The 18,158-nt window shown below is 50.6% G+C and carries 16 protein-coding genes; 8 read left to right on the top strand and 8 right to left on the bottom strand.

All coding sequences use genetic code 11. The features are described 5' to 3' along the window. Positions 1 to 23: 23 nt before the first annotated feature. Positions 24 to 1,214: a GGDEF domain-containing protein gene (locus ADINL_RS16045; protein WP_051632767.1), complete on the bottom strand. Its 1,191-nt coding sequence runs from the start codon at positions 1,212 to 1,214 to the stop codon at positions 24 to 26. Positions 1,215 to 1,261: 47 nt separating this feature from the next. Continuing rightward, on the bottom strand, positions 1,262 to 2,446 hold the full coding sequence (locus ADINL_RS12115) for a pyridoxal phosphate-dependent aminotransferase (protein WP_036548224.1): 1,185 nt from the start codon (positions 2,444 to 2,446) through the stop codon (positions 1,262 to 1,264). Between the two features lie 114 nt (positions 2,447 to 2,560). Between ADINL_RS12115 and uvrB the strand changes: the two genes are divergently transcribed. After that, entirely contained in the window at positions 2,561 to 4,582 is a 2,022-nt protein-coding gene (uvrB, locus tag ADINL_RS12120; protein ID WP_084154495.1) for an excinuclease ABC subunit UvrB, read from the top strand. Positions 4,583 to 4,611: 29 nt separating this feature from the next. Next, entirely contained in the window at positions 4,612 to 4,983 is a 372-nt protein-coding gene (locus ADINL_RS12125; RefSeq protein WP_051632816.1) for a diacylglycerol kinase, read from the top strand. Here ADINL_RS12125 and ADINL_RS12130 read toward each other — a convergent pair whose 3' ends face one another. Together ADINL_RS12130 and ADINL_RS12135 are read right to left on the bottom strand one after the other, a co-directional pair. Further along, positions 4,984 to 6,987, bottom strand: a complete 2,004-nt coding sequence (locus ADINL_RS12130; protein WP_051632769.1) for a putative bifunctional diguanylate cyclase/phosphodiesterase — start codon at positions 6,985 to 6,987, stop codon at positions 4,984 to 4,986. Then, on the bottom strand, positions 6,984 to 7,877 hold the full coding sequence (locus ADINL_RS12135) for a sulfurtransferase (protein WP_036548229.1): 894 nt from the start codon (positions 7,875 to 7,877) through the stop codon (positions 6,984 to 6,986). Before ADINL_RS12135 ends, ADINL_RS12130 begins: the two co-directional genes overlap by 4 nt. Positions 7,878 to 8,051: 174 nt before the next feature. Between ADINL_RS12135 and ADINL_RS12140 the strand changes: the two genes are divergently transcribed. The 4 genes from ADINL_RS12140 to ADINL_RS12155 all read left to right on the top strand — a co-directional run bounded on the left by ADINL_RS12140 (position 8,052) and on the right by ADINL_RS12155 (position 12,492). Continuing rightward, the gene (locus tag ADINL_RS12140; RefSeq protein ID WP_152547672.1) at positions 8,052 to 9,416 is read left to right on the top strand and encodes a DUF4236 domain-containing protein; all 1,365 of its coding nucleotides are present in this window, start codon (positions 8,052 to 8,054) and stop codon (positions 9,414 to 9,416) included. A gap of 218 nt (positions 9,417 to 9,634) precedes the next feature. After that, positions 9,635 to 10,654 carry a TRAP transporter substrate-binding protein gene (locus tag ADINL_RS12145; RefSeq protein WP_051632770.1) on the top strand — a complete coding sequence of 340 codons (1,020 nt, stop codon included), beginning with the start codon at positions 9,635 to 9,637 and terminating at the stop codon, positions 10,652 to 10,654. Positions 10,655 to 10,708: 54 nt separating this feature from the next. Beyond that, positions 10,709 to 11,215, top strand: a complete 507-nt coding sequence (locus tag ADINL_RS12150; protein ID WP_036548235.1) for a TRAP transporter small permease — start codon at positions 10,709 to 10,711, stop codon at positions 11,213 to 11,215. After that, positions 11,212 to 12,492: a TRAP transporter large permease gene (locus ADINL_RS12155; RefSeq protein WP_036548238.1), complete on the top strand. Its 1,281-nt coding sequence runs from the start codon at positions 11,212 to 11,214 to the stop codon at positions 12,490 to 12,492. The genes ADINL_RS12150 and ADINL_RS12155 overlap by 4 nt, the downstream gene beginning before the upstream one ends. A gap of 75 nt (positions 12,493 to 12,567) precedes the next feature. On the opposite strand, the gene ADINL_RS12160 is transcribed toward ADINL_RS12155, so the two are convergent. From ADINL_RS12160 to ADINL_RS12175, 4 genes are all read right to left on the bottom strand, one after another. Further along, positions 12,568 to 13,872 carry a TRAP transporter large permease gene (locus tag ADINL_RS12160; protein WP_036548241.1) on the bottom strand — a complete coding sequence of 435 codons (1,305 nt, stop codon included), beginning with the start codon at positions 13,870 to 13,872 and terminating at the stop codon, positions 12,568 to 12,570. A gap of 17 nt (positions 13,873 to 13,889) precedes the next feature. Further along, positions 13,890 to 14,408 carry a TRAP transporter small permease gene (locus ADINL_RS12165; protein WP_036548245.1) on the bottom strand — a complete coding sequence of 173 codons (519 nt, stop codon included), beginning with the start codon at positions 14,406 to 14,408 and terminating at the stop codon, positions 13,890 to 13,892. Beyond that, complete coding sequence (locus ADINL_RS12170; protein WP_239644383.1) at positions 14,408 to 15,313, bottom strand: TRAP transporter substrate-binding protein; 906 nt, start codon at positions 15,311 to 15,313, stop codon at positions 14,408 to 14,410. Before ADINL_RS12170 ends, ADINL_RS12165 begins: the two co-directional genes overlap by 1 nt. A 290-nt stretch (positions 15,314 to 15,603) precedes the next feature. Further along, entirely contained in the window at positions 15,604 to 16,824 is a 1,221-nt protein-coding gene (locus ADINL_RS12175) for an MFS transporter (protein WP_036548248.1), read from the bottom strand. 148 nt (positions 16,825 to 16,972) lie between these two features. On the opposite strand from ADINL_RS12175, the gene ADINL_RS12180 reads away from it, so the two are divergent. Together ADINL_RS12180 and ADINL_RS12185 are read left to right on the top strand one after the other, a co-directional pair. After that, positions 16,973 to 17,719 carry a YdcF family protein gene (locus ADINL_RS12180; RefSeq protein ID WP_036548250.1) on the top strand — a complete coding sequence of 249 codons (747 nt, stop codon included), beginning with the start codon at positions 16,973 to 16,975 and terminating at the stop codon, positions 17,717 to 17,719. 39 nt (positions 17,720 to 17,758) lie between these two features. After that, positions 17,759 to 18,121, top strand: coding sequence for a cupin domain-containing protein (locus ADINL_RS12185; protein WP_036548253.1), 363 nt, complete (start codon positions 17,759 to 17,761; stop codon positions 18,119 to 18,121). The last annotated feature ends 37 nt before the right edge of the window (positions 18,122 to 18,158 follow it).

Below are 18,158 nucleotides of genomic sequence, written 5' to 3' on the forward strand. Positions count from 1 at the left end.
AATGATGCACTGCGGTAGAGCGGTTATTTGGCGCTTTTCAGGGCCTTGAGGCGTTGATCGATGGTCAGCATCAGTTCTTCACCGCTACCTTTTACTTCTGAGAGGGTTGCTGTGGCCAGGTTGAGGCCGAATTCGGGCATTTTTTCCCGAATCTGGGCGCTGATACGATTGAGTCGTTTAGTGACTGGAGGCGGGGTATGGGTAATCGGCATAAGTAACAGGAATTCATCGCCACCGAGTCTGAAGACCTGGTCACGGCGACGGCACATATTCAACAAATCATCTGCAAAGCGGTGAATCAGCCGGTCTCCCGCTGGTTTTCCGTATTGGTCATTAATATGTGTCAGTCCATCGATATCGACCAGTGCAACCAGAAAATCCTGTCCGGTTTGCTGGTGTGTTGAGACTGCATGGATCAGCGCCAGGTCAAAGGTTTTTGGTCCAGGCAGGCCAGTGAGTTGATCCAGTGGCTCATTGGAAGGTTCATAATCCTTGTTGGCAGCCTGGGCATGGCTCATCAGCCAGGCGCTCAGCGTGTCTGCTGCCAGTCCCAGTAGCCACTCGGCCAGATCAATATCGACATGTTCCGGAGGGTTCCAGATACATAGATGACCTACACCCTGTTGCTCGGGCAGATCCAGGCGTTGTCCTATCCACAGGGCCGAAGGCGTCTCCTGGATCAACTCATCCAGTGGAAACTCGCGTGCCAGGCCTTTCTGCTGGTCTTTTGGCGACTCGCCTTCATAGAAGGCCTGCGCGGCATTACCGGTCAGCGGCAGGGTGGTGGGTGACAGCAGTTGGCCGTCTTGCCAATGTCCCAGCACCTCAAGCGTTCGGTTGCTCTTTCGTTTGGCTGCCAGGCAGTTTTTCCAGCCTAGCAGTGGGCCCAGTACAGCGGCAGTGTTCTGGTAGGGGTCGCCACCCATCTGCAGTGCTGGTAGTAATTTCAGCAACAGAGTGCGCTGCAGGCGATTGCGATCCACGATGTAGCCCAGAATCGCTGTATGTTCTTCAACCTGGAGCCGTTGAAAACGGTAACCTTCCAGTTCCAACCAGTCTTCGGACTGATTTTGAGCCCAGGTCAGTACTGAGCGACGCAGTGATTCGGGTAGCTCACGAAAGCGTGCATTCGACCATTCATGTACCTGATCATTAATCAGTAGCATGGGTGCTTCTGCCGCATCAAACAGGGCCGGAATGATCTTGGTTTTCATCGTCAGTTACCCGAAACATAAAACGGGCGCAAAGCGCCCGTAAAGGATTAGCTCAACGCTTTCTTGATACGTGCAATGGCATCTTCAAGTACGTCCATGCTGGTCGCGAAGGACAGTCGCAGGTTGCCAGGTGCACCGAAAGCTGAGCCCGGTACCAGTGCGACGCCTGCTTCAAGCAGCAAATACTCCGCCAGCGCAATATCGTCGGCAAACTCCGGACGGCTGTCGATGACTTTCTGGAAGCTCGGGAAAGCATAGAAGGTACCATCGGCGTGAATGCACTCGACACCTTCAATCTCATTCAGAGATTTCACCACGAAGTCATGACGTGCTTTGAACGCCTTGACCATCTCTGCAACACAGCCCTGATCACCGTTCAGCGCAGCTTCTGCAGCTACCTGTGCGATGGAGTTGGGGTTGGAGGTGCTTTGAGACTGCACTTTTTTCATGGCGCCAATCAGCTTGGCAGGGCCGGCAGCATAACCGATACGCCATCCTGTCATGGAGTAGGCTTTGGATACGCCGTTGAGTACGATGGTTTGATCGTAGAGTTCCGGACAGGCATTCAGAATGTTGCAGAATGGCTGATCGCCAAACAGGATGTGTTCGTACATATCATCGGTTGCAATGATGATATCCGGGTAGTGTTTCAGTACTTCACCCAGCGCTTTCAGTTCTTCCAGCGTGTAGGCGACACCTGACGGGTTGGATGGACTGTTCAGTACCACCACACGGGTGCGCTCATTGATAGCAGCTTCCAGCTGATCAGGTGTGATTTTGAAGCGGTTTTCCTGGGTGGTTTCCAGAATCACGGGTTGTGCGTCTGCTACCAGTACCATGTCAGGGTAAGAAACCCAGTAAGGTGCCGGAATAATCACTTCATCGCCTTCGTTCAGCAGTGCCAGAGCCATGTTGAAGAAGCTCTGTTTGCCACCACTGGAGACCAGAATTTGATTAGGCTCGTAGCTGAGGCCGTTATCGCGCTTGAATTTCGCTATAATGGCTTTTTTCAGGCCGGGAGTACCGTCCACTGCCGTGTATTTGGTGAAGCCGTTATTGATCGCATCAATAGCGGCAGCCTTGATGTGATCCGGGGTATCAAAATCAGGCTCACCAGCACCCAGGCCAATAATATTTTTACCCGCTGCACGCAGTTCGGCAGCGCGGTTGGTCACGGCCAGGGTGGGCGATGGTTTGATGCTGTTCACACGGTCGGAAAGCTGAACGTCCAAGCTAATAACCCTCATGGTTGTCTGGTGTAAAAAACAGGCTAAAGCATACAGTATAGTTGAATTTCTCTAAATCCCCGTAAGGTCGAAATTGATGAAAAAATACAGGAGTTCAAGGTGAAGCAGCGTTTTAAAGTGCATTCCGGTTTTCAACCGGCGGGTGATCAGCCTGAAGCGATACGACTGCTGGTTGACGGCATCGACTCCGGGTTGGCAGCACAGACCTTGCTGGGGGTTACCGGTTCAGGTAAAACCTTCACCATCGCCAATGTGATTGCCCAGATCCAGCGGCCAACTATCATCATGGCGCACAACAAAACACTGGCTGCGCAGCTGTATGGTGAGTTCAAGGAATTTTTTCCCGACAATGCGGTTGAGTACTTCGTTTCCTACTACGATTACTACCAGCCGGAAGCCTACGTGCCGTCGTCTGATACGTTTATTGAGAAAGATGCTTCTATAAACGATCATATCGAGCAGATGCGCCTGTCGGCCACCAAGGCTCTGCTTGAGCGTGACGATGCCATCATCGTCGCCACCGTTTCAGCCATTTATGGTTTGGGTGACCCGGAGTCCTATCTGTCGATGATGCTGCATCTGGACCGGGGAGACCAGATTGATCAGCGGACGCTGCTGCGTCGTCTGGCCGAGCTGCAATACACCCGCAATGATGTGGAGCTGCATCGGGGTAACTACCGGGTACGTGGCGATGTGATCGATGTATTTCCGGCTGAATCGGAAAAAGAGGCGATACGGATCGAGTTGTTTGATGAAGAGGTCGATCAGATCAGCTATTTCGACCCCCTTACTGGCGAAGTGCTGCGCCGTGTACCACGCGCAACTATTTATCCCAAAACGCATTACGTAACACCTCGCGATACCCTGGTAGACGCAACCCAGAAGATCAAGGCAGAGCTGGTTGAACGGCTGGCGCAATTGAAAGAGAACAACAAGCTGGTGGAAGCTCAGCGACTGGAGCAACGTACTCTCTATGATATCGAGATGATTCTGGAGTTGGGCTATTGCTCCGGTATCGAAAACTATTCGCGCTACCTGTCCGGGCGTGACATGGGGATGGCCCCGCCAACACTGTTTGATTACCTGCCGGATAATGCCTTGTTGGTGATTGATGAGTCACACGTCACCGTACCGCAGATCGGTGCCATGTACCGGGGCGATCGTTCGCGCAAGGAAACACTTGTCGAATATGGTTTTCGCTTGCCCTCGGCACTGGATAACCGGCCACTCAAGTTTGAAGAGTGGGAACAGATGGCGCCCCAGATGATCTTTGTTTCAGCTACGCCCAGCAAATACGAAGCTGCGAATGCTCAGCAGATAGTGGAGCAGGTAGTGCGTCCTACAGGTCTGGTTGATCCGGTAATTGAAGTGCGACCGGCTACGACACAGGTGGATGATCTGTTAGGTGAAATTCATCAGGTTGCCAAGCGTGGTGAGCGTGTTGTTGTCACTGTGTTGACCAAGCGCATGGCAGAAGACCTGACCGAGTATCTGGCTGAGCATGGCGTACGTGTCCGTTATCTGCATTCCGATATCGATACGGTTGAGCGGGTTGAGATTATCCGTGATCTGCGAATCGGTGAATTTGATGTGTTGGTAGGGATTAATTTGTTGCGTGAAGGTATTGATATGCCTGAAGTTTCCCTTGTTGCCATTCTGGATGCGGATAAAGAAGGCTTCCTGCGCTCAGAGACCTCGATGATTCAGACAGTCGGTCGTGCCGCACGTAATGTGAATGGCCGGGCGATCCTGTATGCCGACCGGATTACCGGCTCAATGCAACGGGCAATGGATGAAACCGAGCGTCGACGCCTGAAACAGCTGGCGCATAATGAGGCACAGGGCATCACGCCTAAAGGTATCTTCAAGTCGGTTGCCGATATTATGGAAGGTGCGCAGGCACCCGGTTCACGCAAATCGTCCCGTGGTGCACGTAAAGTGGCAGAGCCTGCTGCCGAGTATCGTGTTGATGAAGCCACGCTGACACCGAAAGAGCTTGCCCGTACCCTGTCGCGTCTGGAAGATCAGATGTATGAGGCCGCCCGTAATCTGGAGTTTGAAAAAGCAGCCGGTTATCGTGATGAACTGGAGCGCTTGAAGCATAGCGCTAATGTATTATGAGTGATCATCATGACAACCGAGGATTGGCTATGCCGGTCAGTAAAGCCCGTGGCTTGGCACGCTTTTACCATGCAACCCGCTATTCCTGGAAAGGATTGCGTTCCGCTTACTTGACTGAGCCGGCATTTCGCTATGAGGTATGGGCTAGCATTGTACTCTTGCCTATTGCGGTCTGGCTGGCCGAAACAGGGTTGCAACTGGCGTTACTGATCAGTTCGCTGCTTTGGGTGTTAACACTGGAGTTGATAAATACCGCAATTGAGGCAGTGGTGGATCGGGCTGGTACGGAATATAACCCGCTGGCTGGACTGGCCAAGGATCTGGGGTCGGCGGCAGTCTTGTTCTCGTTGCTGGTCACTGTGCTGATCTGGTCCGGCATTGCCTGGGACAGATTTGGCTGATCAGTCGATGTGCCGTTGGCAATAGGTTTCAAACTGGGTCAATGGCAAGGGGGGGCTGAAATAGTAGCCCTGGAATTCGGTGTAGCCCAACTGGCACAAGTAGTTGAGTTGCTCACGGGTTTCGACCCCCTCAGCCAGCACCGCAAAGCCGAAGGCTTCTCCGAGTGACAATAGAGTACGAACAATCGCGGTATCCTTGCTGTTTTTATTCAATAACTCCCGAATAAAGGATTGGTCCACCTTGATCTGATGCAGGGGCAGGCGTTGTAAGTACTGCAGTGAAGAGTAGCCTGTACCAAAGTCATCCAGTGAAATCTGTACGCCTAGATTAGCGAGTGCTTTCATGGTGTCGACGACCTTGTCGAGATCTTCGGCGAGTAATGATTCGGTCAGCTCCAGCTTCAGCTGTCTGGGGTTTGCCTGGCTGAGCTGTAATGCCTGAGCAACCTGATGAATAAAATCATCCTGATGGAATTGTCGTGTACTGACGTTGATTGACAGTGTGAGGGAGGCAGTAGCCGGTGATTTATGCCATCGTTGTAATGTCCGGCAGGCCTCCTGCAACACCCACTCACCCAGGGGCAGAATCAATCCTGACCGCTCCGCTGCCGGGATGAAGCTCAAGGGTGAAATCAGTCCATGACCAGGACGCTGCCAGCGAATCAGTGCTTCTGCCCCGACAACCTGGCCGTCAGCCAATGTTTGCGGTTGATAGTGAAGCTGGAACTCCTGTTCATCCAGGGCTTGTCGTAAAGCTGTATGGAGTTCGATGTATTCACGGGCAATCTGTTCTGCGCGGGCATCATAAAAGGCAATATGGGCATGATCATCGCGTTTGGCCTGATGCAGAGCTGCATCTGCCTGCTGAATCAGTTGTACTGGCAGAACGGGTTCCATCGGGGTTGAGATGGCAATACCCACGCTGGCGCTGCAGGATATGTTGCGGTCATTCAAATAAAAAGGAAAGCTGAGCTGTTCAAGTATACGTTCAGCCAGATTTTCTGCTTCCAGTGCCGCCAAGGGGGCCGCGCTGCTCAGGTTGTCGAACCAGAGTGCGAACTCGTCACCACCCAGTCTGACCAGTAACTGAGCGTCTTTGAAATCCTTGCGCATCCGGTGTGCAACCTGCAACAGCAAGTGATCGCCGGTTTCGTGGCCGAAAGAGTCATTGACCAGCTTGAAGTTATTCAGATCAAAGCACAGCAGTGCTCCTGCCGATTTGTACAGCCTGGACTGTTCCAGAGTATCCAGCAAGAGCTTGCGATTTCCCAGACCCGTCAATGGGTCGTGCAGAGACAGGTATTCCAGCTTGGCTTCAGCTGATTTTTGCTGACTGAGCGACAGATCGAGTCGTTCCAGCATGGTGTTGACTTCCCAGTAGAGCTTGCCAAACTCATTGTTCTGGTTAGTGCTGATACGCTGACTCAGTTGGTGGCGATTGCTGATCTGTTCGAGAAACTGTACCAGCCGTAATAAGGGTCCACTGAAGCGTTTTTCAACGCTGAATGCGAGCAGATATGATGCAATCAGCATCAGCAGACCGATCAGAGCCACTGCGAGACTGTCCCGTCGGAGTATTTCACTGAGACTGGCAGCTTGAAAAACGATGTCTACTTCTCCCAGGGCTGTACCCTGATAGGCTGCTGGCAGTCGAAACTGAACTTGATGATCCGTTGTGCCGGGGTGCGACTGGCTACGCTGGTATTGATGGATGGGTTGTCCTGCCGGTGTGTATAGCACCATGGAAATCAGTTCAGGAAAGGATGTCAGTTTGGCTGAAATATCGGCAGCGACTGTAACATCATTTAATAGCTGCAAGCGGGCAAAGTCCTGGCTGAGAACCCTGGCGACTGTTTCTGCCTGTTCGTGAGCTGTCTGTTGCTGATTGGACATGAACCAGTACAGAAACAAGGTATAGCCTGTGCCTCCGGTCACTGTCACCAATAGCATAATCATGACAATGAGTTGATACCGGATAGAACCCTTGAACTGCGGTTCTTTCATTCGCCTGCCTGTTCAGCGGATGGGTTGTGAATCGGCAGTGCAGCATCGTTCCCCCATTCCAGCCAGGAACCATCATATACCGATACACGGTATCCAAGTGCCTGCATGACCACATAGTTCAGCGCTGCTTCAGCACCGCCATCGCAATAGAGAATGATCTCTTCATCTTTGGGCAAGCTTTCATAAACAGGAGCCAGAGCAGTTAAATCCCGCATCCGGGTAAACTCACCCTGTGTTTCAAAATTTTGGGAGCAGGGAAAATTCTGTGCGCTGGGAATATGGCCAAATCGGGTTGCTGTGGATTCCTGTCCCAGATAATGACGACTGCTGCGTCCATCCAGAATGGGCTTTTTGTCGATGGCCAGGAGTGTGCCAAGTTTTGTTTGCAAGCGACTGTTGTCTACCTGAGGAATAAATTCGGCCATTTCAGGCTGTTTGGCCTCGGTAGTGACAGGTAGCAGGCCTTCGGGCCAGTCACCGTGGCCGACATTGAGCATGCTGACACGCGGATGACCGAGAGTTTCCAGTAGCCAGTAGAGGCGAGCTGCCCAGATAAAGCTGCCATCATCAAGTGCAATCACTTCAGTGGATGCGTCTATACCCGCTTCACTGAATTGCTGGCGCAACTGATCAAGGCGAGGAATGTTGAAATTCTCATCAAACAGCCGCATATAGTAAATATTAACAGCACCTTCGATATGGCCCTGATTGAATTGCTCAGGGGCACGGACATCTATAATGCGTAAGTCAGTTCGTCCCAGGTTTTCGTGTAGCCAGTCTGCATTGACAATCGCGGGTGTGTCTGTGGCAAGCGAGTGTGCTGATATCAGGCTGAACAGCATGATCAGTAGTGTGAATCGAACCTTCGAAAACTGCGCGAAGATAGACATCAGGTGACTCCAGGTTGACAGGGCGATCGACATTCAATACTAGACAGAATACGGCGTTTCAGTATTGATCCAGAACAAGCCGTGGCAACATAAAAGTGAACAGATGGCTTGTCGATCACCGCATTGGCTGGCAAAGTTAGCGACCTGAATGCAGGTCAGATTAGGGATATAACGTTGACATTTAGATTTCGTCACAACTTTAGCGTGGCAGCGGGTGTACGCTTGAAAGCCGGGCAGAGAGGCATCAATCTTTCTGATATGGCCAGAGCTCAGGCGCTGTTTGAACATGACCAGCAGGGACAGGTGTCGCTTTCAATGCCCTCCACCGGGCTGCATTACGTTTGTCGGTTTGATAATACGCGAGCGCATCAGCATCGTGCCTTTCAATTACGGCAACAACAGAAATGGCAGTCTCAGGCTTATGAGGCCAGCGTACAACTGGACAATGCACGTGCTGTACCTGCACATCTGTTGTCTGTAACTTTCAGTGACGCCGGGCAGTTGTGTATCAGTACGCCGGAAGGTGACAGGCTGAGTGATGCTGACCTTGCCAAACTATGTGCCGATCAGCCTGATCTGGTGCGTTTATGGCTGGAGCAGGAGGCTGCCGAGGTCAATGGTGTGCTGTCGGAGTACCTGCAACTGCATAGTGAAACACCGAAGCCGGACAGTCAGATGCCAAGCTATGTTCCGGCGCCTTTTGTCGAGCCAGAACCACAACGCCCGGACCCCCTGAAGCTCCCGGCTGAACCTGTTTACCCGCAGCCTCCCGCAATTCGTTTTTGGCACAGACTGGTTCCTGGACGTCAGCAGCAAATGGTGCGTGCTCACCAGCAGGCGGTGCATGAGTGGCAAACATCGAAGCTGCGCTGGAAGGCAGAAACACATCAGGCAAAATCCGCGTCTGATCGCGCGCGTCAACGTTACAAGGCATATGCTTCAGTCTGGAAGGCACGAAAGCTGGCTCACGATACTGAACAGCAGGTTTATGCTGAGCAGTTCGCTACGCTGTTACTGAATGACGAAAGTGTGATGACTGAAGTGTTGATGGCTGAGCTTGATCAGCTGGATTGGCCACGTCAGACACTGATCGATTTTCAGTTGAATCTGGACAGTCGCTGTGTGTGGCTGGATCTTGATCTGCCTACAGTCGATCTGATTTCACCCAAAATGGCACAGGTTGCTGCTCAAGGACAGATGTTGCATGTTCGGGACAAGCCTGCCATTCAGCGTCAGCGAGAATATGCCCGTCATCTGCATGCCAGTCTTGTTCGCGTGATGGGTGTTCTGTTCGCCAGTCTACCTGCGATAGATCAGGTCGTTGTATCCGGTTATACCCCACGAATCAACCCGGATACAGGTTTTGAGCAGGATGATTATCTGATTTCTGTACGCGCTTCACGTCAGGCTTTTTCAGCTCTTGATTTCACTCAGCTGGATCAGCAGGAGCCTCAGGCAATACTGGAGCAGTTTGAACTGCGTCGGGAATATTCTGAAACAGAAGGTTTTAAAGCTATAGATCCGTTTCATCCTGAATAATATATATGGTTTAGCAGGTATGTATTTTAATTGATAAAACTTTTAGATTTATAAGGCTTGGTTAAATTAACTTAGTTTAATTATAATTACCTTTATTTCCGTGCCGGTATAAAATATATCTGTCGTGTAGGTATAATTTATAGTCGCTTTGAAAGTTGTAATCCCGTTAATTAAACCCTCTAATGATTTGGTTATTTAACTAAATTGGGGTTACAGCTATGTCAGTCGTATTAAAGAACAAGCTATTTAAAATAGTGTCAGCTGCCTGTGTTCTATCATTTTGTGGTAGTGCTGTTGCAGAAACAACCCTGCGCTTCCATAGTGGTTTGGCACAAAGTCGTCCTGAAGCTGCGCATATTGATGAGTTTGCCCGCCTGGTTGCCGAAAAGTCCAATGGTGAGCTGAAAGTTGAAGTATTTCATGGTGGTGGTTTAGGTCTGCGCGAAGCCGATATTCTACGTACGTTACAGCGTGGAATGGTGGATATGGCACTGATGTATGGTGAGTATTACACGCGTGATGCACCTGCTTTATCTACTGTGTATGCTCAGGGGGCTATTACCGAGTCGGAACAGCACCTGGAAATTCTACCTGTCATTACCGAGCTGTATAACGAAGGTTATAAAAAATGGGGTATCACCACAATTGGTGGTGTAGTGGCACCTGTATTTGATGTGGGTCTGCACTGTAAAGAGCCGATCAATTCACTGGACGGTTTAAAAGGCAAAAAAGTACGAGTCTGGTCTCGCCACCTGGTGGACACCTTTGAAGAACTGGGTATTGCTGCCCAGGTTATTCCTCAAAATGATATGTATATGGCATTGCAAACTGGTGTAGTTGATTGTGCTTACTACCTGTCTACTGTGGCCAAAACCGTATCCCTTCAAGAAGTAACGCGCTATGAGGCCTACCTGCATCCTTGGGCAGCATCACCCTGGCAGTTTGGTATCAGTGATCGCAGTCTGGCACGTTTGAACGATACACAGCGGGCGGCACTTGAGTCGGCTGCGCAGGAGGTATGGGAAATCACGCGTGATTTGGCTGTTGATCCTGAGCGTGAGCAAGCGGCCAGAGCCGAACGTGAAACACTGGGAATCACAGTATTGGAGCCTTTCTCAGATGACGATGTGCAAACCTTCGTGACTGCTGCCTGGAAAGTCTGGCAGGGAATGGCTGAAAGCGCGGGTGAGGATGGTGTGCATTATTATCAGACAGTGACGTCACACTTACAGAACTGATAGCCTCTTAAACACCTCTTCATGTGCTCGCGCATGAAGAGGTAAGGACTGTATATGCAACTCTATAAACAGTGTATTGATCGACTGACCCAGTCAGTATTCTGGGTCGGTGTTGTCAGTGGAATCCTGATGACGCTACTGATTTTTGTCAGCACGCTGATGCGTTATATCGGCGGTCGCCCGGTACGCTTCTCCGATGAGCTGGCCGGACTTTTGTTTATTTCACTGACCTTCTTTTGTTTGCCGCATATTCTCAATCAGGGGCGGCATATTCGCATCGAGATATTGCTGAAGGTTCTGCCCGCAAAGCTGGTCATCCTGGCCGATTTACTGGCAACTCTGGCGCTGGTGAGTTTCTGTGGAATTTTCCTGTATGAGTCATTTGATTTTATGAATTTTTCCAGAGAGATTCATTCCACCACGGATATCAGTGGCATTTTGTTGTGGCCCTGGATGGCAATCATGCCGTTTTCAATGGTGCTGTGTCTTTTAGTACAGCTGCGCCATGGTTTCAGACAGCCTGTAGCCATATTGACCGATAGTGAGGATGCCTATTTATGAGCTGGTTACTTTTGAGTGGCAGTTTGTTTGTGCTGCTGTCGACCGGTGCAGTTCTGGGGGCAGCTTTGGGACTCACGGGTATGATTTTGCTGCACTTTCAGGCAAATGGCGCTACACCTTTGGCAATAACGGCGACATGGAACCTGCTCACGGATTTTACCCTGAGCGCGGTACCACTGTTCATCTTCCTGGGGGAAATTCTGCTCGCCAGTGGTGTTTCCAAGCGTGTTTATAACGGATTAACACCTTTGTTCAAGCGAGTACCAGGACAGCTGTTACATACCAATATTGCGGTCTGCACCATCTTTGGTGCTGTCAGTGGTTCCAGTACATCTACAGCTGCGGCTATCGGCTCAGTTGGCTACCCTGAATTACGGCGCCGGGGCTACAAGCCCAGTATTGTGGTTGGCTCTCTGGCTGCCGGAGGCACGCTGGGATTGCTGATTCCACCCAGTCTGGCACTGATTATTTATGGTGCTACTCAGAGCGTTTCAATTGGTCAGCTGTTTCTTGCCGGAATGTTGCCTGGCTTGTTAATTGCGCTGAGTTTTTCCGTCTGGATTATGATTCGTTCCAAGGTGGGTGAGCCTGTCACTCCGGTGCATAAAGATCCTATGGATTGGGGAGAAGTCGGGCGTGGTATTTTGCAGATTTGGCCGTTACCCATTCTGATATTCTTTGTACTGGGTACGATTTATCTGGGTATCGCGACACCGACTGAGTCTGCTGCATTGGGTGTGATGGCCAGTATTCTGATTGGCTTTACCTGGGGCGACCTTTCCATGAAACGCCTGTGGATCGCTTTTCAGCGTGCATCCTTCATGTTCGCGGCGATAGGCATGATTCTGGTAGGTACGGTGATTCTGTCACAGGCTGTCAGTATTCTGGGTATTCCCAGAGCTGCGGTGGATGCAATCGGCAGTCTTGGCTTCGGGCCCTACGGCGTACTGTTAATGATTGTCATCGTGTACATTGTTCTGGGTTGCTTCTTTGATGGTATCTCACTGCTGTTGATGACGTTACCTATTACATTCCCGATGGTAACCAGCCTGGGCTTCGATCCGATCTGGTTCGGTATCATTGTGACACTGCTGATTGAAATAGGGATGATTACTCCACCCGTTGGCTTGAATCTGTTTGTCTTGTCTTCCATCTCAAACAATGAAGTGAATATTACTGATGCAGCCAAAGCATCTCTGCCTTACTGGTTAATCCTGCTTGGTTCGGTGGCGGTGTTTACGATGTATCCAGAGATTATTCTATGGATTACTCGTTAAGTTAAGGGGGGCAATCCAGAGGTGGTGCGGAAGAGGGAACCTGGTTAAGGTTCCCTCTTTTTTTTGCAGGGAGGATTAGCGCGTCATCACCTGAGGTAACCAGAGTACGATCTCTGGCCAGATGCTGACCAGTAAGGCCGCAAAACACATCAGCAGGAAGAAGGGCAGAGATGCCCAGGCAACACGACTGATACTTTCGCCTGTCAGGCTTTGCAATACAAACAGGTTAAATCCAACAGGTGGTGTGATCTGACCGAGTTCTATCATGATGATCAGGAAAATACCGAACCAGATCGGATCAAAACCAGCCAGCAGAACTATCGGCAGGGTGATGGGCAAGCTCATCACTGTGATGGATATGCCGTCCAGAAACAGCCCCAAAACGATATAGAACAATGCCAGTGCCATTAGCAACATCATTGGACTCAGGTTTTGCGCGGCAATCCAGCCTGCCAGTTCACGAGGCAGGTGCAGGTATCCCATCGCGGTTGACAGCAGCATGGCAGTGACCAGCAGGCTGCAGACCATGATGGTGGTGATGAGGGTGCCACGAAATGCCTGTATCAGTAAGGGGATACTGATCTGACGTTCCAGAATGAGTAAAACCAGTGTGGCTGCAACACCTACGGCAGCTGCTTCTGATGGTGTGGCGATACCGCTGTAGATAGAGCCGATAACAATAAAAATCAGCAGTAAGATGGGAAACAGCAGTTGCAGCGACTGGAGTATTGTCTGTCCCGGGATCTCCTGTTTGGGTGCCAGTGCAGGGTTCATCCAGGCTTTAAACATAATAAACCCGCTGTATAGCGCTGCAATCAGCAGACCCGGTATCACGCCTGCCATGAACAGCTGGCTGATCGACACTTCAGCCTGAACACCATATACAATCATCACGATTGAAGGCGGGATCAGCAAGCCAAGGCTGCCTGCGCCTGCCAGAGAGCCGATGGACAGATTCCGGTTATACCCTCGAGCTTTGAGCTCTTGTGTGGTGATTTTGCCAATCGTTGCTGTTGTCGCTGCACTGGAGCCACTGACGGCTGCAAACAAGGTGCATCCCAGTACGTTAGTATGCAAAATCCCGCCAGGGAAACGGCTGGTAATGGGGACCAGTCCTTTAAACAGGCGTTCAGAAAGATTGGAACGGAAAATTAATTCCCCCATCAGTATAAACAGCGGGATGGCTGAAAGTTCCCAGCTGTTACTGGCACGATAGAGAATACGGGAAAAAATCAGTCCTATCCGGTCCGGATTAAAGTCTCCCAGTAACCAGAGTGAGCCGATCGAGACGGCCAGCATGGATGCAAAAATCCAGGTGCCCATCGATAGAAAAAACAGCAGCAGCACAGCAACGCCAACTGCAACCCAGAGTATATCCATGACATGTACCTTGTCGGTTAGGGTTTATTGGATTCCGATAGATAATGGGAGCGGAGACACAGAATCTTCAGTGCTCTAACGACTAGCGACAAAGAAATCAACCACATACCCAGTAAAACAGCCCCTTCCGGTATCCAGATAGGTGTTTCAGCCAGGGTTTCGCTGATGACACCACGGCTGTAGCTGCGTTGTACATTGCGAAACCAGAAGATCGATATCCAGATAAAGCAGCTTGCGGTGATCAGACTGCTGAACAATTCCAGCGGCCAGAGATATTTCTTGGGGATGCGATCCAGGATCAGGGAGACCCGGATAAGGCCTCCCTTCTCCAAGACATAAGGCAGACCCAGAAACGTCATGGCTGCAACGGCGTAACCTATGTACTCATCCATAATGAAGGTGGACTTTCCCAGTGATCTCATCAGGATCTCAAGCAGAATATGTCCCAGCATATAGATGATCAGCACAATGGCAATCAAGGCGCCCAGTCGGTTGAGCAGCATTGACAGTCGTTCAGCTAAACGTAACAGAATCATTATTCACCTCTGAATTCAGCAAAAATTGCCTGACCTCTGTCACCGGTCGAATTCAGCCAGTTTTCAACAACGCTGGATGCGGCTTGTGACAGGGCATCGAACAGCTCAGATGATACCGGGTCGTTGATCGTGACATTATGCTGATTCAGTGTTTGATAATTTTCTTCTGTACGGGTCTCAACCGCCTTCCAGTTGTGCAGGTCAGTCAGACGAGCGGCTTCAAGCACCGCGCTTTGCTGTGCAGCATCCAGGCGATCAAAAGCACGCTTGTTCATATGCACCATATTCAGTGGGATCGCATATTGAATCGCTGCGAAGTGATCCTGATGCTCCCAGAAGCTGCCGTTTGCACCGGCTTCCGCTGAGGTGAGTACAGCCGTGATACCTCCGGTAGCCAGCTGTGGGACGACATCTCCCCAGGATAAGCTGACAGGTGCCGCGCCTACATTGCGGAAAGTTTCGGTGCCATTACGGTCAAACGTCCGTATTCTGAGGTTGCGTAGATCAGCCTGGCTATTGATGGCTGTTTTTGACCAGACACCACTGGCTGGCCAGGGCGATGCATACAGCAGAATCTGATCGTTATCTTCAAAAACTGCTTCGTAATGAGGCTTGGCTATCTCATACAGGCGGCGTGCATCGTCAACACCATCGACGATAAAGGGTAGGGACGAGAGTAGGAAGATGGGATCAATACCACTCATTGTACCGGAAAGGGTGTCCGCAATTTCAACGGCCCCATCCGCCACCGCATAGAAGTGATCGCCAGAGTTAAATCCCAGTGCGCCGCCGGTATGCAATGTGATATTAACACTGCCATCAGTCAGCTCACGCACACGTTCGATAAAGTAGCTATCGCCCTGTGCGTGTATTGAGTTGGCATTATATTCATTGGAAAAATCCATGCTGACTGTCTGAGCATGGAGTGCTCCGGAGAATAAACAGGCTCCGAAAACAAAAGAGCTAATTAAGGTTTTCTTGATGTTTGAGCGGGTGAAAGAAATATAACTATCAGTCATGATAATGTCCTTCAGGTGAATGTCCACCTTCAGACTACCGTGACACTTAAAATAAAATGGTATCAATGCGACTAGAAATTGTCTTTATGCGACTATTAATTTGAATAATAGTGGATGCCGTAAAAATTGTAGCATTATAGATGAATGAGTCTATATCTTAAACTCAATATTATTCTTTATTGTCTGGATTTATTTTTCATAAATAAAGGCACATAGCACAGTACTTGTATAGCAATTAGCCCAGCAAAGGCTATTTTTAATGCTATAACCATAGAGTACTCATGGAATTGAAGTATATCCAGGGCAATTCCCATACCCCATTGCACGATAAAGGCACCGGCAAAAGCCATCAGATTAATGGCTGTACTGACACGACCAAAAGCTGACTTCGGAAACTGGGTTGCCGTTGCTATATAGGTTTGCGCATTGGCTGCAGACAGGATGCCCAGCATAAACCAGAGAGGCAGGGCGGGTCCTGTTTGTGTCAGGATCAGCAATTGCACCACCAGCATGGTGCCATAGCCAAATTGCAGGAAGTTCAAGGGGGTGATACCCCGCTGGCTGAGCCGTGTGCCGAACAGGCCAATAGAGAGCTGTCCGGTCAGCATGCCCAGGTTGAGTATCATCAGGTATTGAGCTGCATGGCTGATGGAGAAACCATTTACCTGCATGAGCCAGGGAATTGCCCAAAGGCTCTGCATCGCCATGAAGCCCCCCGTGAAAAAGGTTGCAGAACCGGCAAAGCGTAAAAAAGCAGGGGACAGGAAAATCTGTGCAACGGATTTCAGTGTTTGTCCCAACGATTCATTCGATGTGTGTGCGGCATCACCCGGCAGGGTATTGAATACCGCCAGTGATAATGCCAGAGACAATCCCGCAATCAGCCAGAATACACCACGCCATCCCAATACAGGCAACAGGGCTTCCATGGGGGTGCTGGCTGTGAGGGCACCAAGCGCACCCGCAGCCATAATGAAGCCGGTCATCGAGCTTTGCCGCTCAGGGGGATACCAGAGCGCGAACCCTTTTAAACCAGCCATCAAGCAGGCGGATACGCCGAAACCGATCAGCCCGCGTGCCAGGGTAAGCTGACTACGGGTCTCTCCGAGTGCAAACGCGGCAGAACCGGCTGCAGCCAGCAGCAACAATGTACCCAGTACCCGTTTAGGGCCATAGCGATCCAGTGCAATGCCCAACGGAATCTGTGCAATACCGAAGGTGAGAAAATATACGCTGGTGAGCAGCCCCAGGTCTGAGGCAGAAAGACCCAGGTCTGCTGTCAGGTCAGGCGAAATGACCGCATTTACAGTTCGCAGCAGATAGGACAGGTAATAGCCCAATGCGAAGGGTAAAAAAATCATCAACCATGAGGTGGTTGGTCGCTGACTAACAGACATGAGCAGATATCCAATATACAAAAAAGCGATTCTACGCGTTGAATCAAAGCTGAACCAACAGGTAGTATCAAGACTGTACCCTTAAATCCATAAGAAAAACTTATAGGCAGATCCGGAAAACTCTGCTTCTTTATCACAGGAGATCTGCGTGAGCTTGCTGAAGTACTTTGCGTTGCCACCGGGTATTCAGGTATTGATGCTGTTAGTGGGTGTTCTGCTCTGGATGTTTGGACGACGCGGCAGCGGAACCTGCATGGTGCTGCTTGCTGCTGTATCACTCTGGATACTGGGGCTGCCTTTGGTCAGTCATCAGCTGCAGCGCTCGCTGGAGATCTATCCCGCGGTGAGTCTGGATTCGCTGGATGCCGATGCGATTGTGGTATTGGGTGGTGGGCGAGCATTTGATGGTGCAGAGTTTGGCTGGCTGGATGCACCCAGTGAACAGACACTGAGTCGATTGAATTATGCAGCCTTTCTGCATCGACAGACGGGCTTGCCTGTGTTGGTGAGTGGCGGACGGGTACATAACGAAGCCCAGAGCGAAGCCGAATTAATGCAGCAGGTACTTCAGGCCAGCTTTGCACTGCAGGCAACCTGGGTCGAGGATCGCAGTCGCACCACCTATGAAAATGCTTTTTACAGCGCGCGTATGCTTCAGGCCGATGGCGTTCAGCGTGTACTGCTGATCAGTCAGGCCTGGCACTTGCGACGTGCCGTCCCCGTGTTTGAGCAACAGGGATTAGAGGTGATTGCCGCACCGATACAGTTTTCGACACCCCCGCCGGAAGGCTGGGTACGCTGGATTCCCACAGCCTATTATTACCGTCAGAGTGCTCAGGGACTACATGAGTGGCTTGGGCATGGGGTGTATCAGTTGAGAGCCGCGTTGAATTGATCGACAATAACGCATGACCTTGTGTACTGGAGTCTGATGATGACCGTAGCGACCCTGAAACTGTTAAACCAGCCTGATGTGCAGCCTGAAACCTATTATCTGGCTGAAGAAAAACTGATCAGCGGTAATCCTCTGCAAACACTGTGGATGCACTACAGTGATGCGCATGAAGTGTTCTTTTCCGGTTTATGGAAAAGTGAGCCGGGTAAATGGCGGGTTCATTACACGGAAGAAGAATATTGCTGTATACGTGAAGGCATCAGCATTGTGACGGATAGTGCAGGTCATGCAACTACCCTAAAAGCCGGTGATGAGTTTGTGATTCCACGAGGCTTCCAGGGAACCTGGGAAGTGGTCGAAACGACGCTTAAGCGGTTTGTGGTGTATGAGCCAAGAGATTAGATTGACAGCATCCACAAAAAAGCCGCTTCAGGTTACC

The sequence above is a fragment of the Nitrincola lacisaponensis genome, from assembly GCF_000691225.1.
Lineage (GTDB): Bacteria > Pseudomonadota > Gammaproteobacteria > Pseudomonadales > Balneatricaceae > Nitrincola > Nitrincola lacisaponensis.

Excerpts from the sequence above, each read along its gene's own strand:
- ADINL_RS16045 (WP_051632767.1), bottom strand. The coding sequence starts at position 1,214 with ATGAAAACCAAGATCATTCCGGCCCTGTTTGATGCGGCAGAAGCACCC.
- ADINL_RS12125 (WP_051632816.1), top strand. The coding sequence starts at position 4,612 with ATGCCGGTCAGTAAAGCCCGTGGCTTGGCACGCTTTTACCATGCAACC.
- ADINL_RS12130 (WP_051632769.1), bottom strand. The coding sequence starts at position 6,987 with ATGAAAGAACCGCAGTTCAAGGGTTCTATCCGGTATCAACTCATTGTC.
- ADINL_RS12135 (WP_036548229.1), bottom strand. The coding sequence starts at position 7,877 with ATGTCTATCTTCGCGCAGTTTTCGAAGGTTCGATTCACACTACTGATC.
- ADINL_RS12145 (WP_051632770.1), top strand. The coding sequence starts at position 9,635 with ATGTCAGTCGTATTAAAGAACAAGCTATTTAAAATAGTGTCAGCTGCC.
- ADINL_RS12150 (WP_036548235.1), top strand. The coding sequence starts at position 10,709 with ATGCAACTCTATAAACAGTGTATTGATCGACTGACCCAGTCAGTATTC.
- ADINL_RS12155 (WP_036548238.1), top strand. The coding sequence starts at position 11,212 with ATGAGCTGGTTACTTTTGAGTGGCAGTTTGTTTGTGCTGCTGTCGACC.
- ADINL_RS12160 (WP_036548241.1), bottom strand. The coding sequence starts at position 13,872 with ATGGATATACTCTGGGTTGCAGTTGGCGTTGCTGTGCTGCTGCTGTTT.
- ADINL_RS12165 (WP_036548245.1), bottom strand. The coding sequence starts at position 14,408 with ATGATTCTGTTACGTTTAGCTGAACGACTGTCAATGCTGCTCAACCGA.
- ADINL_RS12170 (WP_239644383.1), bottom strand. The coding sequence starts at position 15,313 with ATGGATTTTTCCAATGAATATAATGCCAACTCAATACACGCACAGGGC.
- ADINL_RS12175 (WP_036548248.1), bottom strand. The coding sequence starts at position 16,824 with ATGTCTGTTAGTCAGCGACCAACCACCTCATGGTTGATGATTTTTTTA.
- ADINL_RS12185 (WP_036548253.1), top strand. The coding sequence starts at position 17,759 with ATGACCGTAGCGACCCTGAAACTGTTAAACCAGCCTGATGTGCAGCCT.